Origin of the sequence: Chitinophaga sp. NPDC101104, assembly GCF_050277495.1 — a bacterium.
Classification (GTDB): domain Bacteria; phylum Bacteroidota; class Bacteroidia; order Chitinophagales; family Chitinophagaceae; genus Chitinophaga.
In genome coordinates, this window is the sequence record NZ_JBNNSF010000001.1 from 4,232,369 (window position 1) to 4,253,041 (window position 20,673).

17 protein-coding genes are annotated in these 20,673 nt (G+C 58.1%); 6 read left to right on the forward strand and 11 right to left on the reverse strand.

The genetic code is table 11. From position 1 onward, the window contains the following. Positions 1-114 precede the first annotated feature (114 nt). Both ACQKLP_RS16990 and ACQKLP_RS16995 read left to right on the forward strand, forming a co-directional pair. The gene (locus tag ACQKLP_RS16990; RefSeq protein WP_427323990.1) at positions 115-1,191 is read left to right on the forward strand and encodes a hypothetical protein; all 1,077 of its coding nucleotides are present in this window, start codon (positions 115-117) and stop codon (positions 1,189-1,191) included. Between the two features lie 111 nt (positions 1,192-1,302). Continuing rightward, positions 1,303-1,617: a DUF1905 domain-containing protein gene (locus ACQKLP_RS16995; RefSeq protein ID WP_427323991.1), complete on the forward strand. Its 315-nt coding sequence runs from the start codon at positions 1,303-1,305 to the stop codon at positions 1,615-1,617. Between the two features lie 6 nt (positions 1,618-1,623). Here ACQKLP_RS16995 and ACQKLP_RS17000 read toward each other — a convergent pair whose 3' ends face one another. Then, entirely contained in the window at positions 1,624-2,658 is a 1,035-nt protein-coding gene (locus tag ACQKLP_RS17000; RefSeq protein ID WP_427323992.1) for a linear amide C-N hydrolase, read from the reverse strand. 112 nt (positions 2,659-2,770) lie between these two features. Between ACQKLP_RS17000 and ACQKLP_RS17005 the strand changes: the two genes are divergently transcribed. Continuing rightward, the gene (locus tag ACQKLP_RS17005; RefSeq protein WP_427323993.1) at positions 2,771-3,142 is read left to right on the forward strand and encodes a DUF1801 domain-containing protein; all 372 of its coding nucleotides are present in this window, start codon (positions 2,771-2,773) and stop codon (positions 3,140-3,142) included. Positions 3,143-3,145: 3 nt separating this feature from the next. Here the strand turns inward: ACQKLP_RS17005 and ACQKLP_RS17010 are convergent, their stop codons facing one another. After that, positions 3,146-5,974 carry an FAD-binding and (Fe-S)-binding domain-containing protein gene (locus ACQKLP_RS17010; protein ID WP_427323994.1) on the reverse strand — a complete coding sequence of 943 codons (2,829 nt, stop codon included), beginning with the start codon at positions 5,972-5,974 and terminating at the stop codon, positions 3,146-3,148. Between the two features lie 202 nt (positions 5,975-6,176). Between ACQKLP_RS17010 and ACQKLP_RS17015 the strand changes: the two genes are divergently transcribed. The 3 genes from ACQKLP_RS17015 to ACQKLP_RS17025 all read left to right on the forward strand — a co-directional run bounded on the left by ACQKLP_RS17015 (position 6,177) and on the right by ACQKLP_RS17025 (position 11,489). After that, positions 6,177-6,533 (forward strand): DUF3088 family protein, encoded by a 357-nt coding sequence (locus tag ACQKLP_RS17015; RefSeq protein WP_427323995.1) that lies wholly within the window; start codon positions 6,177-6,179, stop codon positions 6,531-6,533. Positions 6,534-6,614: 81 nt separating this feature from the next. After that, positions 6,615-9,053: an ABC transporter permease gene (locus tag ACQKLP_RS17020; protein ID WP_427323996.1), complete on the forward strand. Its 2,439-nt coding sequence runs from the start codon at positions 6,615-6,617 to the stop codon at positions 9,051-9,053. A 24-nt stretch (positions 9,054-9,077) separates the two neighbouring features. Then, on the forward strand, positions 9,078-11,489 hold the full coding sequence (locus ACQKLP_RS17025) for an ABC transporter permease (protein ID WP_427323997.1): 2,412 nt from the start codon (positions 9,078-9,080) through the stop codon (positions 11,487-11,489). A gap of 19 nt (positions 11,490-11,508) precedes the next feature. Here ACQKLP_RS17025 and ACQKLP_RS17030 read toward each other — a convergent pair whose 3' ends face one another. The 9 genes from ACQKLP_RS17030 to ACQKLP_RS17070 form a co-directional block, all read right to left on the reverse strand. Continuing rightward, entirely contained in the window at positions 11,509-12,312 is an 804-nt protein-coding gene (locus tag ACQKLP_RS17030; RefSeq protein WP_427323998.1) for an alpha/beta hydrolase, read from the reverse strand. A gap of 21 nt (positions 12,313-12,333) precedes the next feature. Next, positions 12,334-12,774 carry a PepSY-like domain-containing protein gene (locus tag ACQKLP_RS17035; protein ID WP_427323999.1) on the reverse strand — a complete coding sequence of 147 codons (441 nt, stop codon included), beginning with the start codon at positions 12,772-12,774 and terminating at the stop codon, positions 12,334-12,336. 48 nt (positions 12,775-12,822) lie between these two features. Continuing rightward, positions 12,823-13,437, reverse strand: a complete 615-nt coding sequence (locus tag ACQKLP_RS17040) for a class I SAM-dependent methyltransferase (protein ID WP_427324000.1) — start codon at positions 13,435-13,437, stop codon at positions 12,823-12,825. A 23-nt stretch (positions 13,438-13,460) separates the two neighbouring features. After that, positions 13,461-14,714 carry an MFS transporter gene (locus ACQKLP_RS17045; protein WP_427324001.1) on the reverse strand — a complete coding sequence of 418 codons (1,254 nt, stop codon included), beginning with the start codon at positions 14,712-14,714 and terminating at the stop codon, positions 13,461-13,463. A gap of 38 nt (positions 14,715-14,752) precedes the next feature. Continuing rightward, positions 14,753-15,796 carry a galactose oxidase gene (locus ACQKLP_RS17050; RefSeq protein WP_427324002.1) on the reverse strand — a complete coding sequence of 348 codons (1,044 nt, stop codon included), beginning with the start codon at positions 15,794-15,796 and terminating at the stop codon, positions 14,753-14,755. A gap of 63 nt (positions 15,797-15,859) precedes the next feature. Further along, positions 15,860-17,368, reverse strand: a complete 1,509-nt coding sequence (locus ACQKLP_RS17055; protein WP_427324003.1) for a LamG-like jellyroll fold domain-containing protein — start codon at positions 17,366-17,368, stop codon at positions 15,860-15,862. 4 nt (positions 17,369-17,372) lie between these two features. Further along, positions 17,373-18,335 carry a dihydrodipicolinate synthase family protein gene (locus ACQKLP_RS17060; RefSeq protein WP_427324004.1) on the reverse strand — a complete coding sequence of 321 codons (963 nt, stop codon included), beginning with the start codon at positions 18,333-18,335 and terminating at the stop codon, positions 17,373-17,375. A 17-nt stretch (positions 18,336-18,352) separates the two neighbouring features. Next, positions 18,353-19,501 carry a sialidase family protein gene (locus ACQKLP_RS17065; RefSeq protein ID WP_427324005.1) on the reverse strand — a complete coding sequence of 383 codons (1,149 nt, stop codon included), beginning with the start codon at positions 19,499-19,501 and terminating at the stop codon, positions 18,353-18,355. Positions 19,502-19,513: 12 nt separating this feature from the next. Next, on the reverse strand, positions 19,514-20,671 hold the full coding sequence (locus tag ACQKLP_RS17070; protein ID WP_427324007.1) for a sialidase family protein: 1,158 nt from the start codon (positions 20,669-20,671) through the stop codon (positions 19,514-19,516). Positions 20,672-20,673: the final 2 nt, after the last annotated feature.

A 20,673-nucleotide genomic window follows, 5' to 3' on the forward strand; every position in this document is an offset into this window, starting at 1 on the left:
AATTAAGTTCTTGGACCTGTTTTGAACGCGATTGATCCGCGGCTGCTCGGGTTGCATCTTTCGGGGAATCTATCTTGCCGCTGATCGCTATCCCAATATTACAAATTTCAACACATGCATCGTATCCTCCTTATTTTTCTTTGTCTCGCCGCGCAGGCCGCCGTTGCCGGAACGCCGGTGCCTTTCGATTCCCCCCGCTGGAAGTTTTACGGCAAAACGACCGTCCCGGAGATCCGTATGGGCAAAAACGCGCTCCGCCTGAACCAGGGCAGCGCGGTGCTGGCAGACGCGAATTTCACGAACGGCACCATCAGTTTCGACATTTCCATCAGGCAGGCCCGCTATTTCCCCTCCATCCGGTTCCGCATTCAGGGCCAGGACGATTTCGAAGAGTTTTACATCCGGCCGCACCAAAGCGGCAACCCGGACGCCATGCAGTATATGCCGGTGTACCACGGCCTCGGTGGCTGGCAATTGTACTATGGCCCGGGGTTTACGAATGCCGCGCCCCTCCCGTTCGACCGCTGGCTGCATGTCACCATCGTCGTGAACGACCGGCAGGCCGAAGTATTTTTCGACGATCATCCCGAGCCCGTGCTTTTCATTTCCAAACTGAAACGCTCGCCGGCGGCGGGTATGATCGCCCTGACGAACCTCGCGCCGGAAGACGCCTGGTACGCCAACGTCAGCGTTACGCCGGAAAACGGATTGCCCATCAAAAGCAAGCCCCTCCCCATTTCGCCCCTTCCGGCAGGTACCATTGCGGGATGGGAAGTCTCGTCTCCCTTCCCCGAAAAACTGCTCGCCAGCGAAACCCGCCTCTCCTCCGCCCTTCATGCTATGCTTTCCTGGGAAAAACTGGCCGCAGATGAAATGGGGATCGCAGACCTGTCGATCCTCCACGGCATCACCAAAGACACCAACACGGTATTCGTGAAAACAGTGATCCATGCCGACCGCGACACGGTCCGGAAATTCGCTTTCGGGTTTTCGGACCGGGCGCGGCTGTTCCTGAACGGGAAACTGCTGTATGCCGGGGCAGATAATTTCATGTCGAGGGATTACCGTTTCCTGGGCACCATCGGCTATTTCGACGCGGTGTGGCTCGATCTGAAGAAAGGACAGAATGAAGTGTGGATCGCGGTTTCGGAAGATTTCGGGGGATGGGGCGTGAAAGCCCGGCTGGAGTAACGGCAACATCGCGGGCAGTGGCGCGATCAACCACGAGGATTGGCGCGTTCCGCCCGCGTTATAGTTCAGAAATGCGGTAATTTCGGAGGGAAGCGATTAAAAACTTTCGTCATGAAAAATACCGCATCTTCTTTCACCCAAACCGCTCCCAAAAAAGGGAAAATAGCCGCCCGGTTTACCGGGAAATTGCTGAAAAGTGAAAACAAAGGCGGCTGGACGTACCTCGTCTGGCCGGATTCCGTTGCGTTCTTCGGTACGCGCGGACTGGTAAAAGTCAGCGGGAAGATAGACGGGCACCCGTTCCAGAGCTCCTTCATGGCGCTGGGGAACGGTACGCACAAATTGCCGGTCAAAGCCGAACTGCGCGACGTGCTGGGCAAATCCGCCGGCGACACGGTGGACGTTGTGCTGGAAGAGCGCCGCTGACGCGGATCAAATCCCCATAAACCTGAACGGGTTGGATTTGACGAATTGCCTGCCCGCGTCTCCCGCGTAGGTTTCGTCTTTGGTAAGGGGGAGCTTGCGGACGGGGGAACCCGGCGAAAAATCCACTTTCTTCAAATCTACCCAGAATGTATTCGGCGTGCGGGTGGTCTCGAAATAATACACGAGGTTCTTGTGGTCGGAAACCGAGCGCCAGCGGGTAGAGGAAATGTTGGGCTGCCCCGGTGTCGAAATGCCCAGGGGCACGGAACAATTCCGGATGACGCTGAACACGCTCGCAACGGCTAACCGGGTATCGTCCGTTTTAGGGATGGCCTGCGCGTAGAACGAGGCGCGCACGAAGCGGTCGGCCGAGCGGTTGGTGCCCGGCAACATCACCGTTCCTCCGATCTCCTGCCAGTATTCGTTCAGCGCCAATTGTTTCTGGAAGATGGGAGAATTGGTCATCACGTTGTAATCGTGACTGTGGTGGATATCGAGTTTACCGTTGATGAACTGGAAAATGGCGTTGTCGCCCGATGGGTCGGACACAGACAAATGCAGATTGGCGAGCCTGTCCATCCCCGGGATCTTATCGGTAACGATGACGAAAGTTTCCGCGCGCATGGCGTCCACACATTCCTTCACCGTCGCAAAATTGTCGAGGAGGTACTGGCACCAGGCCGCAATGGAAAGCCCGGGCTTGTCTGCCGAAAACGGCGGGTACTGCGACTCCGCAAGAAAGAGCAGGTTGGCCACGAGCCCTTTTTCATTCATACCGTCCGTCGTGGAAATATCGTACCCCGAAGCGATCACGCTGCCATACTTCGATGTCCATTTCACCGTGTTGGGCCCCGTTTCCCCGGTGCGCTGCATCCCCCGGGGGAAAATCCAGAGATTGGTCTGAATGTCTTCTTTCCAGTCCATAGACCGGGCTGTGAGCAACGTTCCGCTCAGGCCTTTGTACACCACACGGGTACAGGCATCCGCATCCGCCAGCGGCGTGGCCACCGCCAACAATCCCGCCATCATAAGGGCTCGCATAGAAAAAACCATAACACGCATTTTCCTATACAACAGTCCCATCCCGCAAATGTTTAGCCGCCGCTCATGGGAATACCTTAATTTACGGCCTGTAAACTTCCGGCCTGCCCCCATGAAACAAGTCGACAACTACTTCCAATGCCTCCCCGAGCCACAAAAAAGCTGCCTGCTGGCCGTGCAGGCCATCATCATGTCGCAAGACCCGCACATTACCGCCGAATGGAAATACGCCATTCCCATGTATTGCTACAAGGGGAAGATGTTCTGCTACATCCGCACCGACGTTAAAACGCAAACGCCCTACATCGGCATGGTGGAAGGCAAACGGCTCGATTATCCGGGCCTCGTGCAGGGAAACCGCGCCCGGATGAAAGTCATGCACTTCGACCCGGAAGCCGACCTTCCCATCGAAATTTTACAGGACATGCTGAACGAAGCCCTCGATCTTTACCGCAAAGGCATCATTCCCATTAAAAAGAAATAAGGATTAATCCACGCATTCGTCGAGCAGATAGACGATCGACTCATAATTTTTCCCCACGGCTTCCGACATCGCCATTTCACAGGTTTTGGCGCTGGAGTAATACCCGTCGTGGCAGCCGCCCTTCACGTCTGCAGCTTCAGGTCGTGTGGCCGATGCCGTTAGTTCCGGGAAGAGGAATCCCCGGTCGCCGGCCATTCCGCAACAACCTGCGTTTACCGGCACCATCACGTTTTCGGCGAGCTGTTTCGCCACCTGCGTGAACTTGCTTTCGATGCCCATCTTCTGCAGCGAGCACACCGGATGCAGCGCGATGCTGGCTTTGCGGCGCTTCACGTCTACCCGGGGCAGCACTTCTTCCAGCAGGTATTCGATACTGTCGAGAATGCGCATGGCGTCGAACTTCGCCTTGTTTTCCGGCGTGAGCGCCGGGCGGCAGTCGCGCAGCGTGTGCGTGCAAGACGTAATATCCAGTACCACCGCCGATTTGCCTTCCTGCGTCCATTTCCAGAGTTTTTCCACGGTGGCGTTCACGGTATGCGTGTAGGCGGGGCCGTAGCCTTTGGAGGAATAGATCTGTCCGCAGCAATTGCCGCCGATATCGTTGGGTTGTATGAGGGAAATGCCCGCTTTGCGGGATACGGAAGCGAAAGTATCGGTGATGTTCCTTTTCCCATTTTCGGAGCCGCCCATGATCCGGTTGATGCACGAAGGGAAATACACCACCCGCGGCCCGTCGCCTTCGGCCACGGTGGCCGCCGGGGAAGGCTTCCAGCTGGAGGGTTGGAGGTGCGGGCTCCACAACGGCATGGCGGGTACCACCTTGCGCATGCCTTTGGTGAGGCCCGTCATGGCGTGATCGCCGAACACCGCGTTCACCGCGGCACCTGCTTTCAGGCCTACCCACACGACTTTGGACACGAAGTTGAAATTCTTCGCTACCTGCAGGGCAACCTTATTGGCAAACCCGCTGTGGTTCTCCCGGCGGAGGCGCTTCACGAGCATACCGGTATTGATGTCTACCGGGCAGGCCACGGCGCAGAGGCCGTCTACCGCGCAGGTATCGAGCCCGTCGTATTGATATTCCTTCAGCAATTGGCGGTAATCCTGCTTCCGGTTTTGATGTTTCAGTTTCACCAGCGCCCTGCGCACCACGATGCGGCGGCGCGGCGTAAGCGTGAGCTCGCGGCTGGGACATTTATATTCGCAGAACCCGCATTCCATGCACTTGTCCACTTCCTCTTCCACACGCGGCAGATCTTTCAGATTTCTGATATGCGCCTCTTTGTCGGCATTGATGAGCACGCCCGGATTGAGGAGGTTTTCGGGATCGATGGCGGATTTCAGCGTCTTCATGACTTCATAGATGCCCGGCCCCCACTCTGTTTCCACGAATGGCGCCATGTTGCGGCCCGTGCCGTGCTCGGCTTTCAGCGCACCGTCGTACTTCCCGGCGATGAGTTGTACCACCTCGCGGATAAACCCATCGTACCGCTGGATTTCGGCGGGCGTGTCAAACGCCTGGGTCACCACGAAGTGGATGTTCCCGTCTTTCGCATGTCCGAAAATGATGGCGTTTTCATACCCGTATTTTCCGAACAGCACCTGCAGGTCGAGGATGGCGTCGCCCAGGCGGGCCACCGGCACGGCGATGTCTTCGAGGATCACGGTAGTGCCGCTCTGGCGTACGGCGCCTACCGACGGGAACATGCCTTTGCGGATTTTCCAGAGGTAGGCCTGCTCCACGGGGTTTTCCGTGAAGCTGGGCGGCACGATGAGGGAAATGGCGCCCGACAGCGCGAGGAATTTCTCTTTTTTCGCTTTCAGTTCTTCCAGCGTATTGCCCTGGTACTCCACCAGCAGCGCCGCCGCCGGTTCGGGCAGCGTTTTCACTAGTTCCGGGATGCCGGGCAGGTGCTCCACGGAACGGAGGGACGCCCTGTCCATCAGCTCAACCGCCTCCGCGCCCGATTCCGTAAGGGGAACGATGGCTTCGCAGGCCGTATGGATGTCGGGGAAATACAGCAGGCCGGTGGATTTTTCCGGGTAATCGGGAACGGTGCGCATCACCGCTTCGGAAATGAAGCCCAGCGTGCCTTCTGCGCCGATGAGCAGATGCGCCAGTATATCCAGCGGATCGTCGAAATCCACGAATGCGTTCACGGAATAGCCGACCGTATTTTTCGTGCGGTATTTGGCCCGGATGCGCTCGCGGACCTGCTCGTTGCTGCGGACCTCGTCGCGCAGCCGCAATAAAGTATTATACAGCTCTCCGCATTGCTCGCGGAACCGTTGGTAATCCCCGGGATTTTCAGTGGTGAAGGTCAGACCGTTGGGAAGGATGAAACGGATGAACCGCACCGTGTGATAGGAATTCTTGCTGACGCCGCAGCACATGCCGCTGGCGTTGTTGGAAAGGATCCCGCCCATCATGGCGGAGTTGATGCTGGCCGGATCGGGGCCGATCTTTTTGCCGAACTGCCGCAGCCTGGCGTTCACGATCCCGCCGGTAATGCCGGGTTGCACGCGCACGGTGGCGCCGTCGTTCTCGATCTTCATCGACTGCCAATGCCGGCTGAGATCGGCCAGGATGCCGTCTGTCACCGATTGGCCGGAAAGACTGGTGCCGGCGGCGCGGAAAGTGAGGGGGATGCGGTGCAGGTGGGAAAAGCGGAACAGAGCTTTCACTTCGTCTTCGCCAATAGGCTGCACGACGGCTTTGGGCTCCAGGTGGTAAAATCCCGCATCTGCGGCGTACGACAGGATGTCGATCAATCTCGTTTTAATGCGATCTGCCGGGAGAATCGCTTCCAATGCGCGTCCGATAGCCTCCATTCCTTCAGGTTTGTTTCCGTGGTTGAAATAAAAACACCCCAAGGTACGGGTTTGGCGGAAAAATGCCAATGCCCCCGGCACGAAAGCGGCCTTTAGCCGGCAATTCCTTCACCCCGGCCGGCCCGACGTACAGTACAGCGCCGGGGATTTGGCGGAAGGCCGTTTCCACGGCTAATTTTCGGGAACGACACGTTAGACGATTATGATCCAATTATTCCTGTTGAGACCCGGATACCGGGATGAAAACTTCGGTCCCGCCTGGCAAACCTGGTATTGCCCCGATTGCGCCTGGATCGAAGGTATCCTGCATTATTATCCTTCGCTGAGAGGCCGGATGGACGTTATCTATGTAGACTTCCCCCGCCCCAGGCCCGCCCTGGAAGCCGTATTGGGGCCGCAGCACCAGGCCTGTCCCGCCCTGGTGTTCAGCCCGGAAGAAGATCCCTGGCCGTTGACCGGACAGTTCACTTACGCCGCGGGGCGTCATTTCACGAACGACAAAATGGTCATCGCGCGGTTTTTCGCGGAGAAATGGGGGATTTCGCTGCCGCATCCCTGACCGGGTGAATGTCCGCCGGTGTACGGCGATTGTCCGATTCCGGACACCTGCCGCCATCGTCCTTCCCCGAAAAGCCCGTCTGTGCTGCATGTAGCGGATTGGCATGCCGCTTGCGCCCTGCCCGGCATGCTCAAGAATTACTTTCGGACGGCCTGGAGGAACCTGCTCAGGCATAAAAGCATCGCGGTCATCAACCTGGCCGGTCTCAGTATCGGTTTTACCTGTTGCATGCTGATCGCGCTGTACCTGCAGCACGAGTTGCGGTACGAGGATTTCCACCAAAACCGCGACCGCATCGCCCGGGTGTTGATGGAATATCAGTTCGGGTCTGAAGGGCAGCCTACCAAGGGCGACTACACCAGCGTCCGCGTTGGGCCCGTGCTCCAGCAAAACTTCCCGGAAGTGGAAACCACCGTCAGGATGAGCAAATGGCCGCAGATCGTGCGCCAGGGAGACAAAGTTCTCAACGAGCAGCAATTTCTGTTCGCCGATTCCACTTTTTTCCAGGTATTCTCTTTTCCGTTGCTGCAAGGCAACCCCAAAACCGCCCTTACAGGGCCCAACAAGATCGTGCTCACCGAATCGGCCGCCAAAAAGTATTTCGGCAGCACGAACGTGCTGGGAAAAACGCTCATCGTAGGCACAAAGGCCCAGCCTTTGGAAATCACCGGGATTACGGCCGACTGCCCTTCCAATACGCAGATCCGGTATGATTTCCTCGCGTCTTTCCGGACCATGAACATTTCACCGGAGGGCGAATCCACTTACTGGAACGCCAATTACAATACGTATGTGCTGCTGAAAGATGCGGCTTCCTTCGCGCCGATGCAGGCCAAGATCGATCCTTTCATGAAAGAGGAGTCGAAACACTACGGTGCCACCATCCGGTTGTTCCTCGAGCCTTTCCGGAACATCCACCTGCATTCTGAATATGCGGCTTTCGAGCCGAACGGCAGCATCATGGCCGTTTATGTAATGGGCGCCGTGGCCCTGCTGGTCCTCCTCATCGCCTGCTTCACCTATATTAACCTCAGTACCGCCCGCAGTCTGGAAAGGGCGCGTGAAGTGGGCGTCCGTAAAGTGATGGGCGCTGGCCAGCACCAGCTTTTCGGGCAGTTCATGACCGAATCCGCCATGCTTTGCGCCGTGGCCGTGGGCGTTTCCGCGCTGCTGGCCGCCATGCTGCTCCCGGGTTTCAACAACCTCACGGGCAAAACGCTCTCGCTTACGTCTCTCCTTTCCGTCCCCTTCATTACCGCATCGCTGGGCGTTGCGCTGCTCGTCAGCCTCGCGGCCGGCAGCTATCCCGCACTCATCCTTACCGGCTACCAACCCGTGAAAGTGCTCAAGGGCGCCTTCCAGCGTACGAATTCCGGGCAATGGGTCCGCAAATCACTGATCACATTCCAGTTCGCCATTTCGGTGTTCCTCATCGCCTGCACCTTCATCGTTCGCCAGCAATTAAAATTCATACAGGAAAAGAAACTGGGGTACGACCGCGATCATATCCTCGTTTTGCCGCTCGACAACAAGATGCTGGAACAGTTCGACGCACTCAAGCAATCCCTGAAATCCGGGCCGGGCGTGCAAGAAGTATCCCGATGCGTGCGTACGCCCATCGAAGGCGGCGGCGGGTACAACATGCGCTCCGCGCAGATGCCGGCAGACCAGCAAATGAACGTAACCGCCAACCCGGTAGACGAAGATTATATCCGCGCATCCGGCATGCGGCTCATCGCCGGGGAATCATTTTCCGCGCAAGACGTTAAAAATGCGGAAGACACATCGATACAGGACCGCTACCGGTTCGTACTCAACGAATCCGCGGCCAAACAACTGGGCTGGACGCCCGAACAGGCCGTGGGACAGCGTTTGTGGCTCGACGATTCGCGTCCCGGTTATGTAAAAGGCGTGGTGGCCGATTTCCATTTCGAATCGTTCCGCCATTCCATCCAGCCGTTCGTGCTCTTCCCACCGGAATGGTCGCAGAAAATGATCGTGAAGCTGGATGGGAACAACATGCCGAAAAGCATTTCCCACATCGAAAGCGTCTGGAAAAAAATGGCGCCGCACCGGCCGTTCGAATATACTTTCATGGACCAGGACTTCAACAATTTGTACGATGCAGAGATCAGGCTGGGCCGCAGCATGGACGTGTTTGCCCTCGTGGCCGTGGTGCTCGCCTGCCTGGGGCTTTTCGGGCTGTCGGCCTACACCGTTCGCCAGCGTTTCAAGGAAATCGGGATCAGGAAAGTACTGGGCGCATCGGCAGGCAGCATTTTGCTGATGCTGTCGGGCGGATTCGTGCGGCTGTCGCTCGTCGCCATCTGCGTAGGGCTTCCGCTGGCCTGGTGGGCGGCAGAATCCTGGCTGAAGGATTTCAGTTACCGTACGCCCGTCAGCTGGCTGGTTTTCGCCGCGGCGGGAGGTATCCTGATCGGGCTGACGATGCTGACGGTGGGCCTGCAGGCGCTCAAAGGCCTTGCTGCCAACCCCGTCAACAGCCTGCGCTCCGAATAATGTTCCATCCCGCAACTATTCCATATGCTCGCTAACTACGTTAAAATAGCACAAAGGAACCTGGTCAAATACCGGTTCCATTCCATCCTCAACATTGCCGGCCTGGCAACGGGCATCGCGTTTGCCATGCTCGTGCTGGCCTACGTCTGGAGCGAATTGCAGGTGAACCGCGGCTTGAAGCACGCATCCCGCCAGCACATCCTCCTCAGCAAATGGAAAGACCCCAATTTCGGATTCGAACTGGCGACCTTCGGGAATCTGCCGGTGGCGTTGAAGGAGGAATATCCCGGGCTGGTGGAAAACTATTACCGGTGGGACGGGGTGACGGGACAGGTGAACATCGGCGAAAAGGCTTTCCGGGAAGGATTGCAGATCGGCGACAGCTCGTTCCTGAAAATGTACGGGTTCAAGGTGCTTTCCGGCGACGTGGCCCACGCTTTGCAGGCGCCCACTTCCGCGGTGATCAACGCGGACATCGCCCGGAAATTCTTCGGAAAAACGGATGTGGCGGGCAATACGATCGAGATTTCCAATTTTGCGGGAAAACGGCTGCCCTTCACGATCGATGCGGTGATCGAAACGCCGGCGCAAAATACCGTCACCCACATCGATTCCCGCAATCAAAACGGCATTTACCTTCCTTCTTCCGCGATCACTTTTTTCGGAAGGGACATGAATAACTGGACGAGCCCCTTCATCGTGGGCCTCGTGGAGCTCCGCGAAGGCGTAACCGCCGCCGACCTCGAAAAACCGCTCGCCGCACTGCTGAAAACGCATACAGACGCTGCCGTGGTGGCCAATCTCCGCGTGGAAGCCGTCCCCCTGACCGAATATTACCTCAACAGCGGCAACGGGCTCGTGCGCCGCATGCTGTATACGCTTTCCGGCATCGCGTTGTTCATCCTGCTGATGGCGATCGTCAATTTCGTGAATCTTTCGGTGAGCAGGGCTTCGTCGCGCCTGAAAGAGATCGGCGTGCGGAAAGCGCTGGGCGGACGGCGCAAACAACTCATCTGGCAGTTCATGCTGGAATCGGCCATGCTCGTGATTGCGTCGGCCGTGGTGGGCGCGGGCTTGTATTTTGCGCTGAAAGTGCCGTGCTCACAATTGCTGGGCAAGGAATTGCCCGGCCTGGGCGACTTCCCCGCGTATTTCATCGCCTTCCCGCTGGCGCTCATCGTGCTCACGGGGCTCGCGGCGGGGTTGTATCCTGCATTCGTCCTGTCCGGCTTCCGGGCTACGGACGCCCTGAAAGGCAAGCTGAAAGCCACGCACGAAAAAGTGAACCTCCGCAAATCGCTCGTCGGTTTTCAATATCTCACGGCGGCGGTGGTGCTCGTGGCGGCGTTTATCATCAGCCGGCAGGTGCAGCTGTTCTTCAGCGATCAGCTGGGGTACGATAAAACCCGGCTCGTTTCGCTCCCGCTTCCCCGCGACTGGACGCCCGAAGGCCTCGCCCGGATGCAGAACGTCCGCGGGCAGTTGGCGCAGCTGCCGGAAGTGCGATCGGCGGCCGTGTCTTTCGAAATCCCTGACGGCAACAACGGCGGCAGCATCAATGTGTATGGTGCTGGGAGGGATTCTGCGAACGCGGTTACGACTTTACAATTATATACCGACGAATATTTCGCGCAGACCTACGGCATGTCTATGGCGGCGGGTAGGTTCTTTGCCGAAGCGGGGCAACAATTCCCGCAGGGAACGATCGTCATCAACGAATCGCTGGCGCGGCTTTTCGGCTGGGAGGTCCCGCAATCCGCCATCGGCCAGCAGATTCGGGTGGCAGGTTTCAGTGCTGTGCTGACGGTGGCCGGCGTGGTGAAGGATTTTCATTTTTCATCGATGCAACAGGCGGTACAACCGATCCTGTTCATCCATCCTTCTGCTACGAACATTTACCGGTATATGTCGCTGAAGCTCGCGCCTGGCAACGGGATCGCGGCGCAGATGCAGGCCGTTCAGGCGAAGTGGGAAGAACTGATGCCCGGCACGCCGTTCGAATACAAGTTTACCGACGACATGCTCGCGCGGATGTACGACACAGAGCTTCGGCTTAAATACGCCGCATATGCCGCCACGGGGCTCGCTTTGGTGATCGTGCTGCTTGGGGTGACGGGCATGATCTCGTTCAGTATTCAAAAGCGTACGAAAGAGATCGGGGTGCGCAAAGTGCTGGGGGCGTCCGTCCCCGGGATCATCGGGCTGTTCGTGAAGGAATTCATGAAAGTGATCCTCGTGGCGATGCTGGTCGCCTTCCCTATCGCCTATTTCATTATGCATCACTGGCTGAACGATTATACTTACCGCATCCATATCACACCATTGCCTTTCGTTACGGCATTCGTGTTGCTGGCGGGTGTGACGGCCGTATTGATCTTCATTCAAACTTTCCGCGCGGCGAACGCCAACCCTGTTAAGAGTTTGCGGACGGAGTGACGAAGAGGCCGGTGTATCATCATTTCCGTTTCCTGATTTCCTGCAGCATCAATGGGTATGCGGGGCCGGGCATGTTGCCGTGCTCGTAGCCGTCGAATTCGTAGAGATGGGTGTTTTTGTGGCCGGCTAGCTGCATCATCCGCGCCCAGTAGGCGTTTTCTTCGTAGCGGCCCATCATTTCCTTTTCGCGGTCGCCGGTGTAGAGGAAAAGCGGCGGCGCGTCCGGGCGAACGTGGTAAAGGGGCGCGAATGCGTCGATGATGGGCGTCAGTTCGGGGATTTTCCGTTCGTTCCTGACGGTAAAATGCGTAATGGCCTGGGAGCTGAAGGGAAAAAGCGCTGCGATGCGGTTGGCGTCTAAGTTATACCGGGCGAGCCATTGTTTGTCCAGCCCCACCATGGCCGTGAGGTACCCCCCGGCCGAATGTCCCGCCACGTAAATCCGCGATGTATCGCCACCATATTCGGCCGCATGCCGGAAAGCGAAGGCCACCGCGGCCGCGGCGTCTTCAATATACGCCGGGCAGCTTACCTTCGGGCTCAGGCGATAGTTCACCGCCATCACTACTACGCCTTGCTTCATGAGTTCTTTCGGAATGAATTTATTGCCACCCGTGATCCCTCCGCCATGAAACCACACGATTACGGGGAGTTTCGCAGGGCGGGAAGGGTAATACACATCCAGCACACAGCGTTCCCGCATGTAGGCGTCCTGCTCACCGGTGCGGTAAGGAATATTGTCTTTGCGCTGATATGAAAGGGTATCCTGTGCGGAAGCAGTAACGGCCAGCAACAGGAACAGGAAGGATAACAGGTGTTTCATGCGGGTTAAAATAGAAAATTATCACCACCAATCCGCGTTCTCGATCACCTTTCCTTCCTTATCGAAAACAACTTTAAGATCGTCCGGCTTGCCGTCGAGCTCCACCTGGTAGAAAATCTCCTTGCCCCGGGTGATCATTTCGGCATCGTCGACCTTAAAGCCTTTGTATTGCGTGCGGATGGCGCGCGTCACCGGCGCCGGGAGCGCCCCGGAGCGGACGTCGTACTTCCAGGCCAGGAGCTTGCCGTTGGCCTCGTACAGGGCTTTATGGTCTACCCGGTTCACGTCGAAATCCGCCAGCACCCTGTCGCCCTGGCGATGCCACTCCACATCCTTGGCGGCGGGGAACTTCTTCTTGAAATTTTTCTCCACGACCGGTGGAATGGATTGCTGCACGCGGACGTCCTGCGCAAAGGCGCTTCCGGAAATGCACAACACCAACATCAGCAGTAATGAATTCATTATCAATCGATTTTATCAATATTAACAAAATCTGCCGGCAAAGGTTGCTCAGGCTGTTTTCGTGAAGATACAAAATCTGAAATCCTGCGTGGTGCCGAAAGGCGTGGTATGCAAGTGTGTGAGGCATTCGTTTTTACGGAAATGCGGCGCAAAGGTTTCCGTCATTTTTGCTTCGGAATAGCGCGTCACCGGCAGTCCGCTGCATTTTTCGGGGCCGGTTTCGGAGAAAGTGCCGATGATGAGCGTGCCGGTTACGGAGCGACCGGCCGTTTCCACGTAGCGGGCAATCTGTTCGGGCGTGGTGAGGAAGTGGAAGGCGGCCCTGTCGTGCCAGATGTCGTACGATCCGCCTTCGAAGGCGTCGATGTCGGATACGATCCACTTCACGCCGGTACCCTTCTCCCCCAGCCGCGCTTTCGCTTTTTCCAGCGCCGCCGCGGAAATATCGAGCACCGTGATGTTGGTGTACCCTTCTTCCAGCAACCAGTCGGCCAACCGGCTGTCGCCCCCGCCGATATCGATGATGGCGGCGTCTTTCCCGAGGCCCGTCTGCCGGATCAGCTCCAGCGAAAGTTCGGGCTTGTCCTGCGTCCAGCTCACGTCTTGCGGGCCTTTTTCACGATATACCTTTTCCCAGTGCGACTGTTTTTGCGTTTGGTCCATTTTCCGTTGATTGAACGGCAAAGTTACGGATTTGAAGCGTCTGCCGTTTCGTCCTGGAAATCCCTGGATCCGGGTTTGAGGGTAACGAGGAGCATGACCACCGCGGCGAGGATCACGACAGACATGAGGGCGAAATCGCGCCCGAGGTTCCCGGCGTCGGTAGACCGGCCGAGCCAGCCAGTGATGAGCGCGCCGGAAAATACGCCGCCCATATTCATGATCCCGTATGCCGTGGCGCGGTTGCGCGGGCTAACGAACTGGCAGAGAATGGGCATGTTGTTGGCGTCGAACATCCCGAAGCCCGCGCCGAAAAAGAACGCCGCGGCCACGAGGAAGAACACCGAATTCCCCAGGCCCAGGAACAGCAGCGCGGGAATGGTGAGCGATAGCCCGATGGCGCTGGTATACACGCGCCCCCGGAGGTTATGCTGCACCCATCGGTCGCTCAGCATGCCGCCTGCCACCACGCCGATGAGCGACGAAGCTGCGATGGTAATGGTAGCCAGCGGGCCGGCTTCGCTCATGGGCACGCCCAGACTGCCGGAGAATAGCGTCGGCAGCCAGTTTTTAATAGCCCATCCGGGGATGCTGGGAATGGAAAAATACAGGAAGATGACCCAGAACGGCAGCAGCCCCAGCAGGCCTTTCAATCCGCCGAACAGGGGTTTGCGCTGCCCGGAAACCGGACCGGCCGGCATTTCGGGCCTTTTCTCATGGAGGAAGGCCATCAGCACAACTGCATACGCGATGCCGATGAGCCCGAACCAGTGGAAAGTGGCCTGCCAGGAAGCCACCGCGGCGATGGTGGCGCCGAAGCCGCCGAGCGCCTGGCCCATGTAGAGGCCCGTCATATGAATGCCCACGGCCAGCGATCGTGTTTTCCCGGTATGGTAATCCGCGATCATGGAAAGCGCCGCGGGAATGTAAAGCGCTTCGCTCACACCCATGACCGCCCGCAAGGCATAGAGCTGCCAGAAATCGCCTGCATAGCCCATGAGCAGCGTTACGGCAGACCAGACGAAAAGGCTTCCGGTGATAAGCCATTTGCGGTTGAAACGGTCGGCCGCGAGGCCGGACAGGGGCGACATCAACCCGTAAATCCACAGGAAAACCGCCATGAGCCTTCCGAAGTTGGTGGCGCTTTCCAGCTCGTGGATATCAATCTGGATGGCTGGGCGCATGGTAGACAGCATCTGCCGGTCGAGGTAATTGAGCAGCGCTACCAGCCAGAGGAGCGCCACAACGAGCCATGGGTAATATCTTGCGTTTTTCATCATTCCTGGTTCCGTGGATTTTTAAAACTAGTCAAATATTGTCACTCCGCCGTGCGAACGCGGGGCGTGCGCGTTCCCGGGCGAACTTCGCCGCCGGGGATCACCAGCCGGCCGTTCCAGCGTGTGAGCGGCGTGGTCACGGGCGCCCAGAGGCTTTTGTTCGGATCGTTCGCAGCATCGGCGAGATGGACAGTAGGGATGCGGCCACCGGTCGACCAGGCATCCTTTTCAGGGTCATAGGCATAGATGGAATCCGAAAACCCCGGATGGCGTTCGCGGAGGGTGGCGGCGTTGGCCGCGTCGGCGCCATTATCTCCCCCGAAAATGCGGACCGTTCCTTGTTCGTCCGTAGCTGCGGGCGTGGGCGCGGCCACCGTTGGCGCCGGCATGGGCGCGCAGGAGGTCCAGCCGTTTGCAGGATCGTAGCGCCAGGCGTCGGTGAGGTAACTGCGCGCGCCGTTCTGCAGGCCCGCTCCGCTGAAAATAAAGAACGAATCCCCCGAAACGCCGGCTACTGCCAGCATCCGCGGCGCGCCGGGCCATGTGGGCAATTGCTGCCAATGCCATTTTTCTGGTGATTCGGAAAGGTCGAGCAGGTAGAAATCACTGGCGGCATCCAGGCTTCCGGGCGAACGGAGCCCACCGGCCACGTACACTTTTTTCCCGGCCATCGCGCCGCAGGCATTGGCCAATGGAAAGGGCAACGGCGGAAAAGGGACCGTTTCCAGCGCACCATTCTTCCAGCGGAGGAGGAACACATCCGCATAATGCCCTTCGGCATTGCTGCCGCCGATGCACAGCAAGCCGTCGTCAGTCGTAATGGAAACACCATAGCCCAAAGGCCGCGGTAGTTTTCCGGCTTCCTTCCAGCCGCCATTCGCATCTTCCAGCACAAACACTTTATCGTACCAGGTTTTGACGCCGCCGTTCCAGGGCGTACCGTTGCCGGGGAAATTACTTCCTCCCGCCACCAGCAACGCCCCGTTCGAAACGCCGGCAAATGATCCCGCGAAACCTTTTTCGTCGGGGATGGCCGGCAGCGTATCCCAATGATACGCCGCCCGGCCGGTTTCCGTTTTTCGCATACTGCAACTTGTTGCCATACAACACATCGATATGATCAAAAGAAAGAGAAAATTTTTCATACGCTATAGTTGGTACAATGCCAGCACTTCCGCGTCTGTCAAAGCTTTGCGGTAGATGATGACATCGTCGAGCTGACCGGAGAAATAGCTGGAATTGGCCGCTGCCCCTTCCTGGAACCCGATCTTGAAGTCCTGTCCGTTCGACACCGTCCGCAATGCGGGCGCAGTGGCCGACCCCACCTTCACACCATCGACATATACCGCAGTCGTAGTGCCGCTGCGCACCGCCACCACGTGATGCCACGCATCGTCGCTCACGTTGCCCGCGGCGCCGAGGTTCACAAACGTAGAGCCTACCCCGTCCTCGATGCAGAAACGCATCCGGCGGTCGCTGGTATTGTCGTTGAGGCGCACCCAGGTCTGGTTGTCTTTGCTCCCGTTGCGCCCGGATTCCTGCCAGAGCATCATTTTGCTGTTCGATCCGGTTTTCACCCAAAGGGAAACAGTATAATCATCCGCGCCGAAATTCGTTGCGGCATGATCGGAGAGCAATACGCCGGAAGCGCCGTTGAACGTAGCGGATAGCCCCGTTCCCCCGAACCGGTCCTGCCCGAAAGCGACGCCGCCGCCAACGGCCGACATGGCAATGCCGTTCGGCCCCGCATCGATCGCCGAATGGTTGAACGGAACGAAGGCCGACAAGTTGCCGGAGGGGATCACGAGCAGGAATTTGTCCATCGTTTTGACATGTGAATTGTAGGGATTGCTCACCCTGAGCGACACCTTATACCTTCCCGGCTGCGTGAACGTGAATTCCGGGTTCTGGTCGGTGGAGGCATGCGCTTCGGGGCCGCTGATCGTCCATTCCCAACCGCTTACCGCACCAACGGAAGCGTCTTTCAACTTGATTTTCCCGCCCGTGTACGTAGCGGGTTGATCGCTGGTGAAATCGGCGCTGATGGATGCGGGGTCAAGTATCCTGATGAAATTTTCTTTCACCACCTGGTCCGTAAACTGCGGATTGGATGCCGTGAGCGATACACGGTAATAGCCCGTGTCTGCAAACTTCATTACCGGGTGCTGTTGCGTAGAACGCAGCGTGGCACCGCCTTTCAGGGGCGTAAACTCCCAGGCCCAGGTCTGCGGCTTGCCGGCGCTGGTGTCCCTGAACGCTACGTCTTCGTGCTGGAAATAAACCGCGGCGGCCGTTTTGAAATCGGCACGCACGCGGTTGTAATCCACTTTGATATATGCTTTTCTGGTGATGGACTTTTGTGTATGGGCGTTCTTCACTTCCAGCGTCACTTCGTAAGTGCCGGGCTGGGAGTAGATCACTTTGGGGGCCGACAAAGTGGAGGATTCCGGCTGGCCGCCCTGGAAGTTCCACTGCCAGTGGGTCACGTATCCATCGGTAAAATCCTTGAACACGATGCTGTCTCCGGCGCTGATCTCCTGCTTGTCCGATTCGAACGCCACTTCGCGGATCACGGTATCGTCGGGACCGTCGTCTTTCTTACAGGCGGCCATCGACAGGGCTGCGAGACAAAAAAACAGGTAACGGGAATGTTTCATGTTGTTAGCTTTTGTGAGGGGAATGATGGCCGGCTGCGACGTTCCCGGGCAGGGAAGCCCCCGCGGCCCGCAACGTTTCGGCAAACCGGATGTCTTCGAGATACTGACGGATGTCTTCCGTCTGCTGCGGGCTCAATTGCGCCAGTGGCAACCTGCACGGGCCGAGGTCCGTACCGAGGATTTTCAGGATCGCTTTCTGCGTGGGGATGGGCGAATACCGCCCCAGGCAACGGATCATCCGCACCGCTTCGTACTGCCACTGCTGCGCACCGGCCATGTCTCCCGCTTCGAAACACGCCACCACCTTGCGGTAGAGCGGAGCGGCAAAGGTGTACGTGCTGCCGATGGCGCCTTTCGCGCCAACGGCCAGCGCAGGCAGCAGCAATTCGTCGTACCCGAAAAGGATATCGAATTTGCCGTTGCCGTATTGCACGCATGCCTGGTATTCGTGCAAGGTAGACGCGGTGTATTTGATGCCTGCGAGGTTGGGGATCGCGGGTTCCGCCAGTTGCAGGAACTCCAGCAAATCCATGGCCACGCCGGTGATGGCGGGGATGTGGTAATAGTAGAATGGCATCTCCGGCGCCGCCGAAGCGATCTGCGCCATGCAATCCACGAGGTTTTGGGCAGACGACGGCTTGAAGTAAAACGCGGCTACCGCCGAGATCGCGTCTGCACCGATGCGTTGCGCGTGCTCCGCCAGCTTGCGCGCTTCCGCGATGGCGGGGTGGCCAACGTGTACCAGCACCAGGCAACGTTTGTTCACGGCTTTCACGTACGCTTCCGCGATCTGCATCCGCTCTTCGATGGTCAGGTTCGGCCCTTCGCCGTTGGTACCGCAGATGAAAACGCCCTTCACGCCATCGGCGATGAGCTGGTCTACCAGCGAAGGGATGCGGGTGAGGTCGGGCGAGCCGTCGGCATGGAACGAGCTGAATGTGGCGGCGATCAATCCTTGTATTCTCATGGTGTGGTGTGTAGGTTTTAACGGGTTATCCAATTGGTGTAAAATTTTTTGAGCACGAGGCTGTAGTTCCAGCCTTTGTTGTCTTTCGTATTGGTTTCGTAGAGGCAATAGATAATGTTGCCGGGGCCGGCGGCCAGGTCGCTGTACCCGGCGGCGCCGGGGTCGAGGACTTTGGAGACGGGCCAGGTCTGCCCGTTGTCGAACGAAGCCTTGGCCACGAGGTTCTTCCGCGGATTTTTCTCGATGTCTTTACTGTCCGGGTTCACGAACACCAGCGCGTTCTTTCCGTTCGCGGATTTTACGCTGACGATGGAAGCCATGCAGGTGGGATCGAAAAGCTCCTCCGCAAATCGGACCCCGCTCCAGTCCGAAATCCCGTTGGCACTGACGCTGAAAGCGCGGCGCTTCACGGCCGACGGGCTACGGATGCTCATGAGCACTTTTCCGTCGGGCAGTTGAACGGGCTGGCTTTCGTTGGGATTGGAAATGAGGGCGGAACTGTCGGCCACGATGGCGCCGCGCTCCCAGGTTTTGCCGTAATCGTCGCTGTACACGGTGGCCATGCAGGAAGGATGATGGCTCCTGCGGGGCGTGAGCTTCCGGGAATCCGCCAGCCAAACGGCCGACAGCAGCCTTCCATTATTCAGCTGGATGCCGTGCCCAGGGCCGGGCGCCAGCACTTTCCAGTCGTACTCGGGCTTGAAGCGGTCGAACACGGGCGTGATGTCCCGGGGTTTGGACCAGGTCTTCCCATCGTCTTCGGAAGAAATATAAAACGCGTCTTTATAATCTTTCTGGTAAAGCAAATGCACCGTTCCGCGATCGTCTACGATGGGAACGGGATTGCCCACGGGCCCCTGTTTGAAGCTGTCGAGCACATGGATGGGGCTCCAGGTCTTTCCGTCGTCGGTGCTCCGGCGCAGGGCCAGGTGCATATCCGCCCAGTCGCTGGCCGTGCCGATGCGGGCTTCGCAGAAAGCGAGCAGGGTATGCTTTTTAGTCACCACCAGCGCCGGGATGCGCATGGAAGCGTACAATCCGCCCGGCTCAAAAACGACGTGCGTCTCCTCCGCCGGCGGTTGCGCCACGGGCCGCTGGGCGCTGCATGCCGCGAGCCCGATCATCGCCATGGCGGCCGCTACCGGTAAACTTCGGTTTATTCTCATATTTGCGTTTCTTTATTTAATGTTGGAAAGTGCGACCGTCCGGAACGCGATGCCGTTGAAATACTTCGCGAGCCCGCCTTCAAACAGCAGCCCGATCCTGGAATCGTCGAGCATCACGAGATCGGAATAACCGGAAGGCCCCTCGAACACGAGGTTCTTCTTGTCCCATTTCGCACCGTCGTCGCCGCTCATGCGAACGGTCATGTTCGTGCGCGTGGTGGCGCCGGGGTTCGAGAAAAACAGCCGATGGCTGCCTTTCACCATGGCCGACAGCAGGGATCCCTGGCACACGGGGTCTGTCAGCGTCGCTTCATCGTATGCCGCGCCCCAGGTCTGGCCGCCGTCGCTGCTGATGCTGGCGAGGCGCTTGTAATCGTTGCCGCCTACGCGCATGTTGAGCATCAGTCTTCCGTCAGACAATTCCGCCACGGTGCTTTCGTTCGGGTTGAGACCGGAGATCTGCGGTACTTTGCCGCCCAGTGTCCAGGAAGCGCCGGCATCGTCGGAGTAAATGACGTGAGAATTCCCTCTTCTCCCCGCTCCCACTTCCATATAATCGCACGGCACTACCATCCGGTTTTTGTAAGGGCCTTGGGTGATCTGGATGCCGTGGCAGGGCCCGGTGGCGTACCAGCCCCATGCGGGGGCTTTTACGGTGGTGGTGATTTCCTTCGGCGCGTCCCAGGTATTGCCGTTGTCCGTGGAAGATGTGAGGTACACGCGGCGGGTATCTTTGCTGGTACCGGCGTTGATCTTGCCGATATCGTCGTGCCCGAAATTCCAGGTCATGAGCAGCCGGATGGTACCGGTATTGCGGTCTACCACGGGGGCCGGGTTGCCGCAGGTGTTGTCCGCATCGCTCCAGACCAGCTGCAGCTTGCTCCAGGTTTTTCCGGAATCGAGGGAGCGTTTCATGACGAGGTCGATGTCGCCTTCATCGCTGCAATCGTTTTTCCGTCCTTCCGCGAACGCCAGCAGCTGACCGTTGTTGGTCATAACGATGGCCGGGATGCGGAAACAGCTGTATCCTTCCGTCCCCTGCTGGAATACGTAGGGTAGCACTGTGGACGGTGGCTCGATCTTCGGGAAAACCTTCCCGGTATCGTCGTTGCAGGCCAGCGCCATCGGTGCGATGCAAACGAGTGCCAGCAGCTTTTGCATATATTTCATCT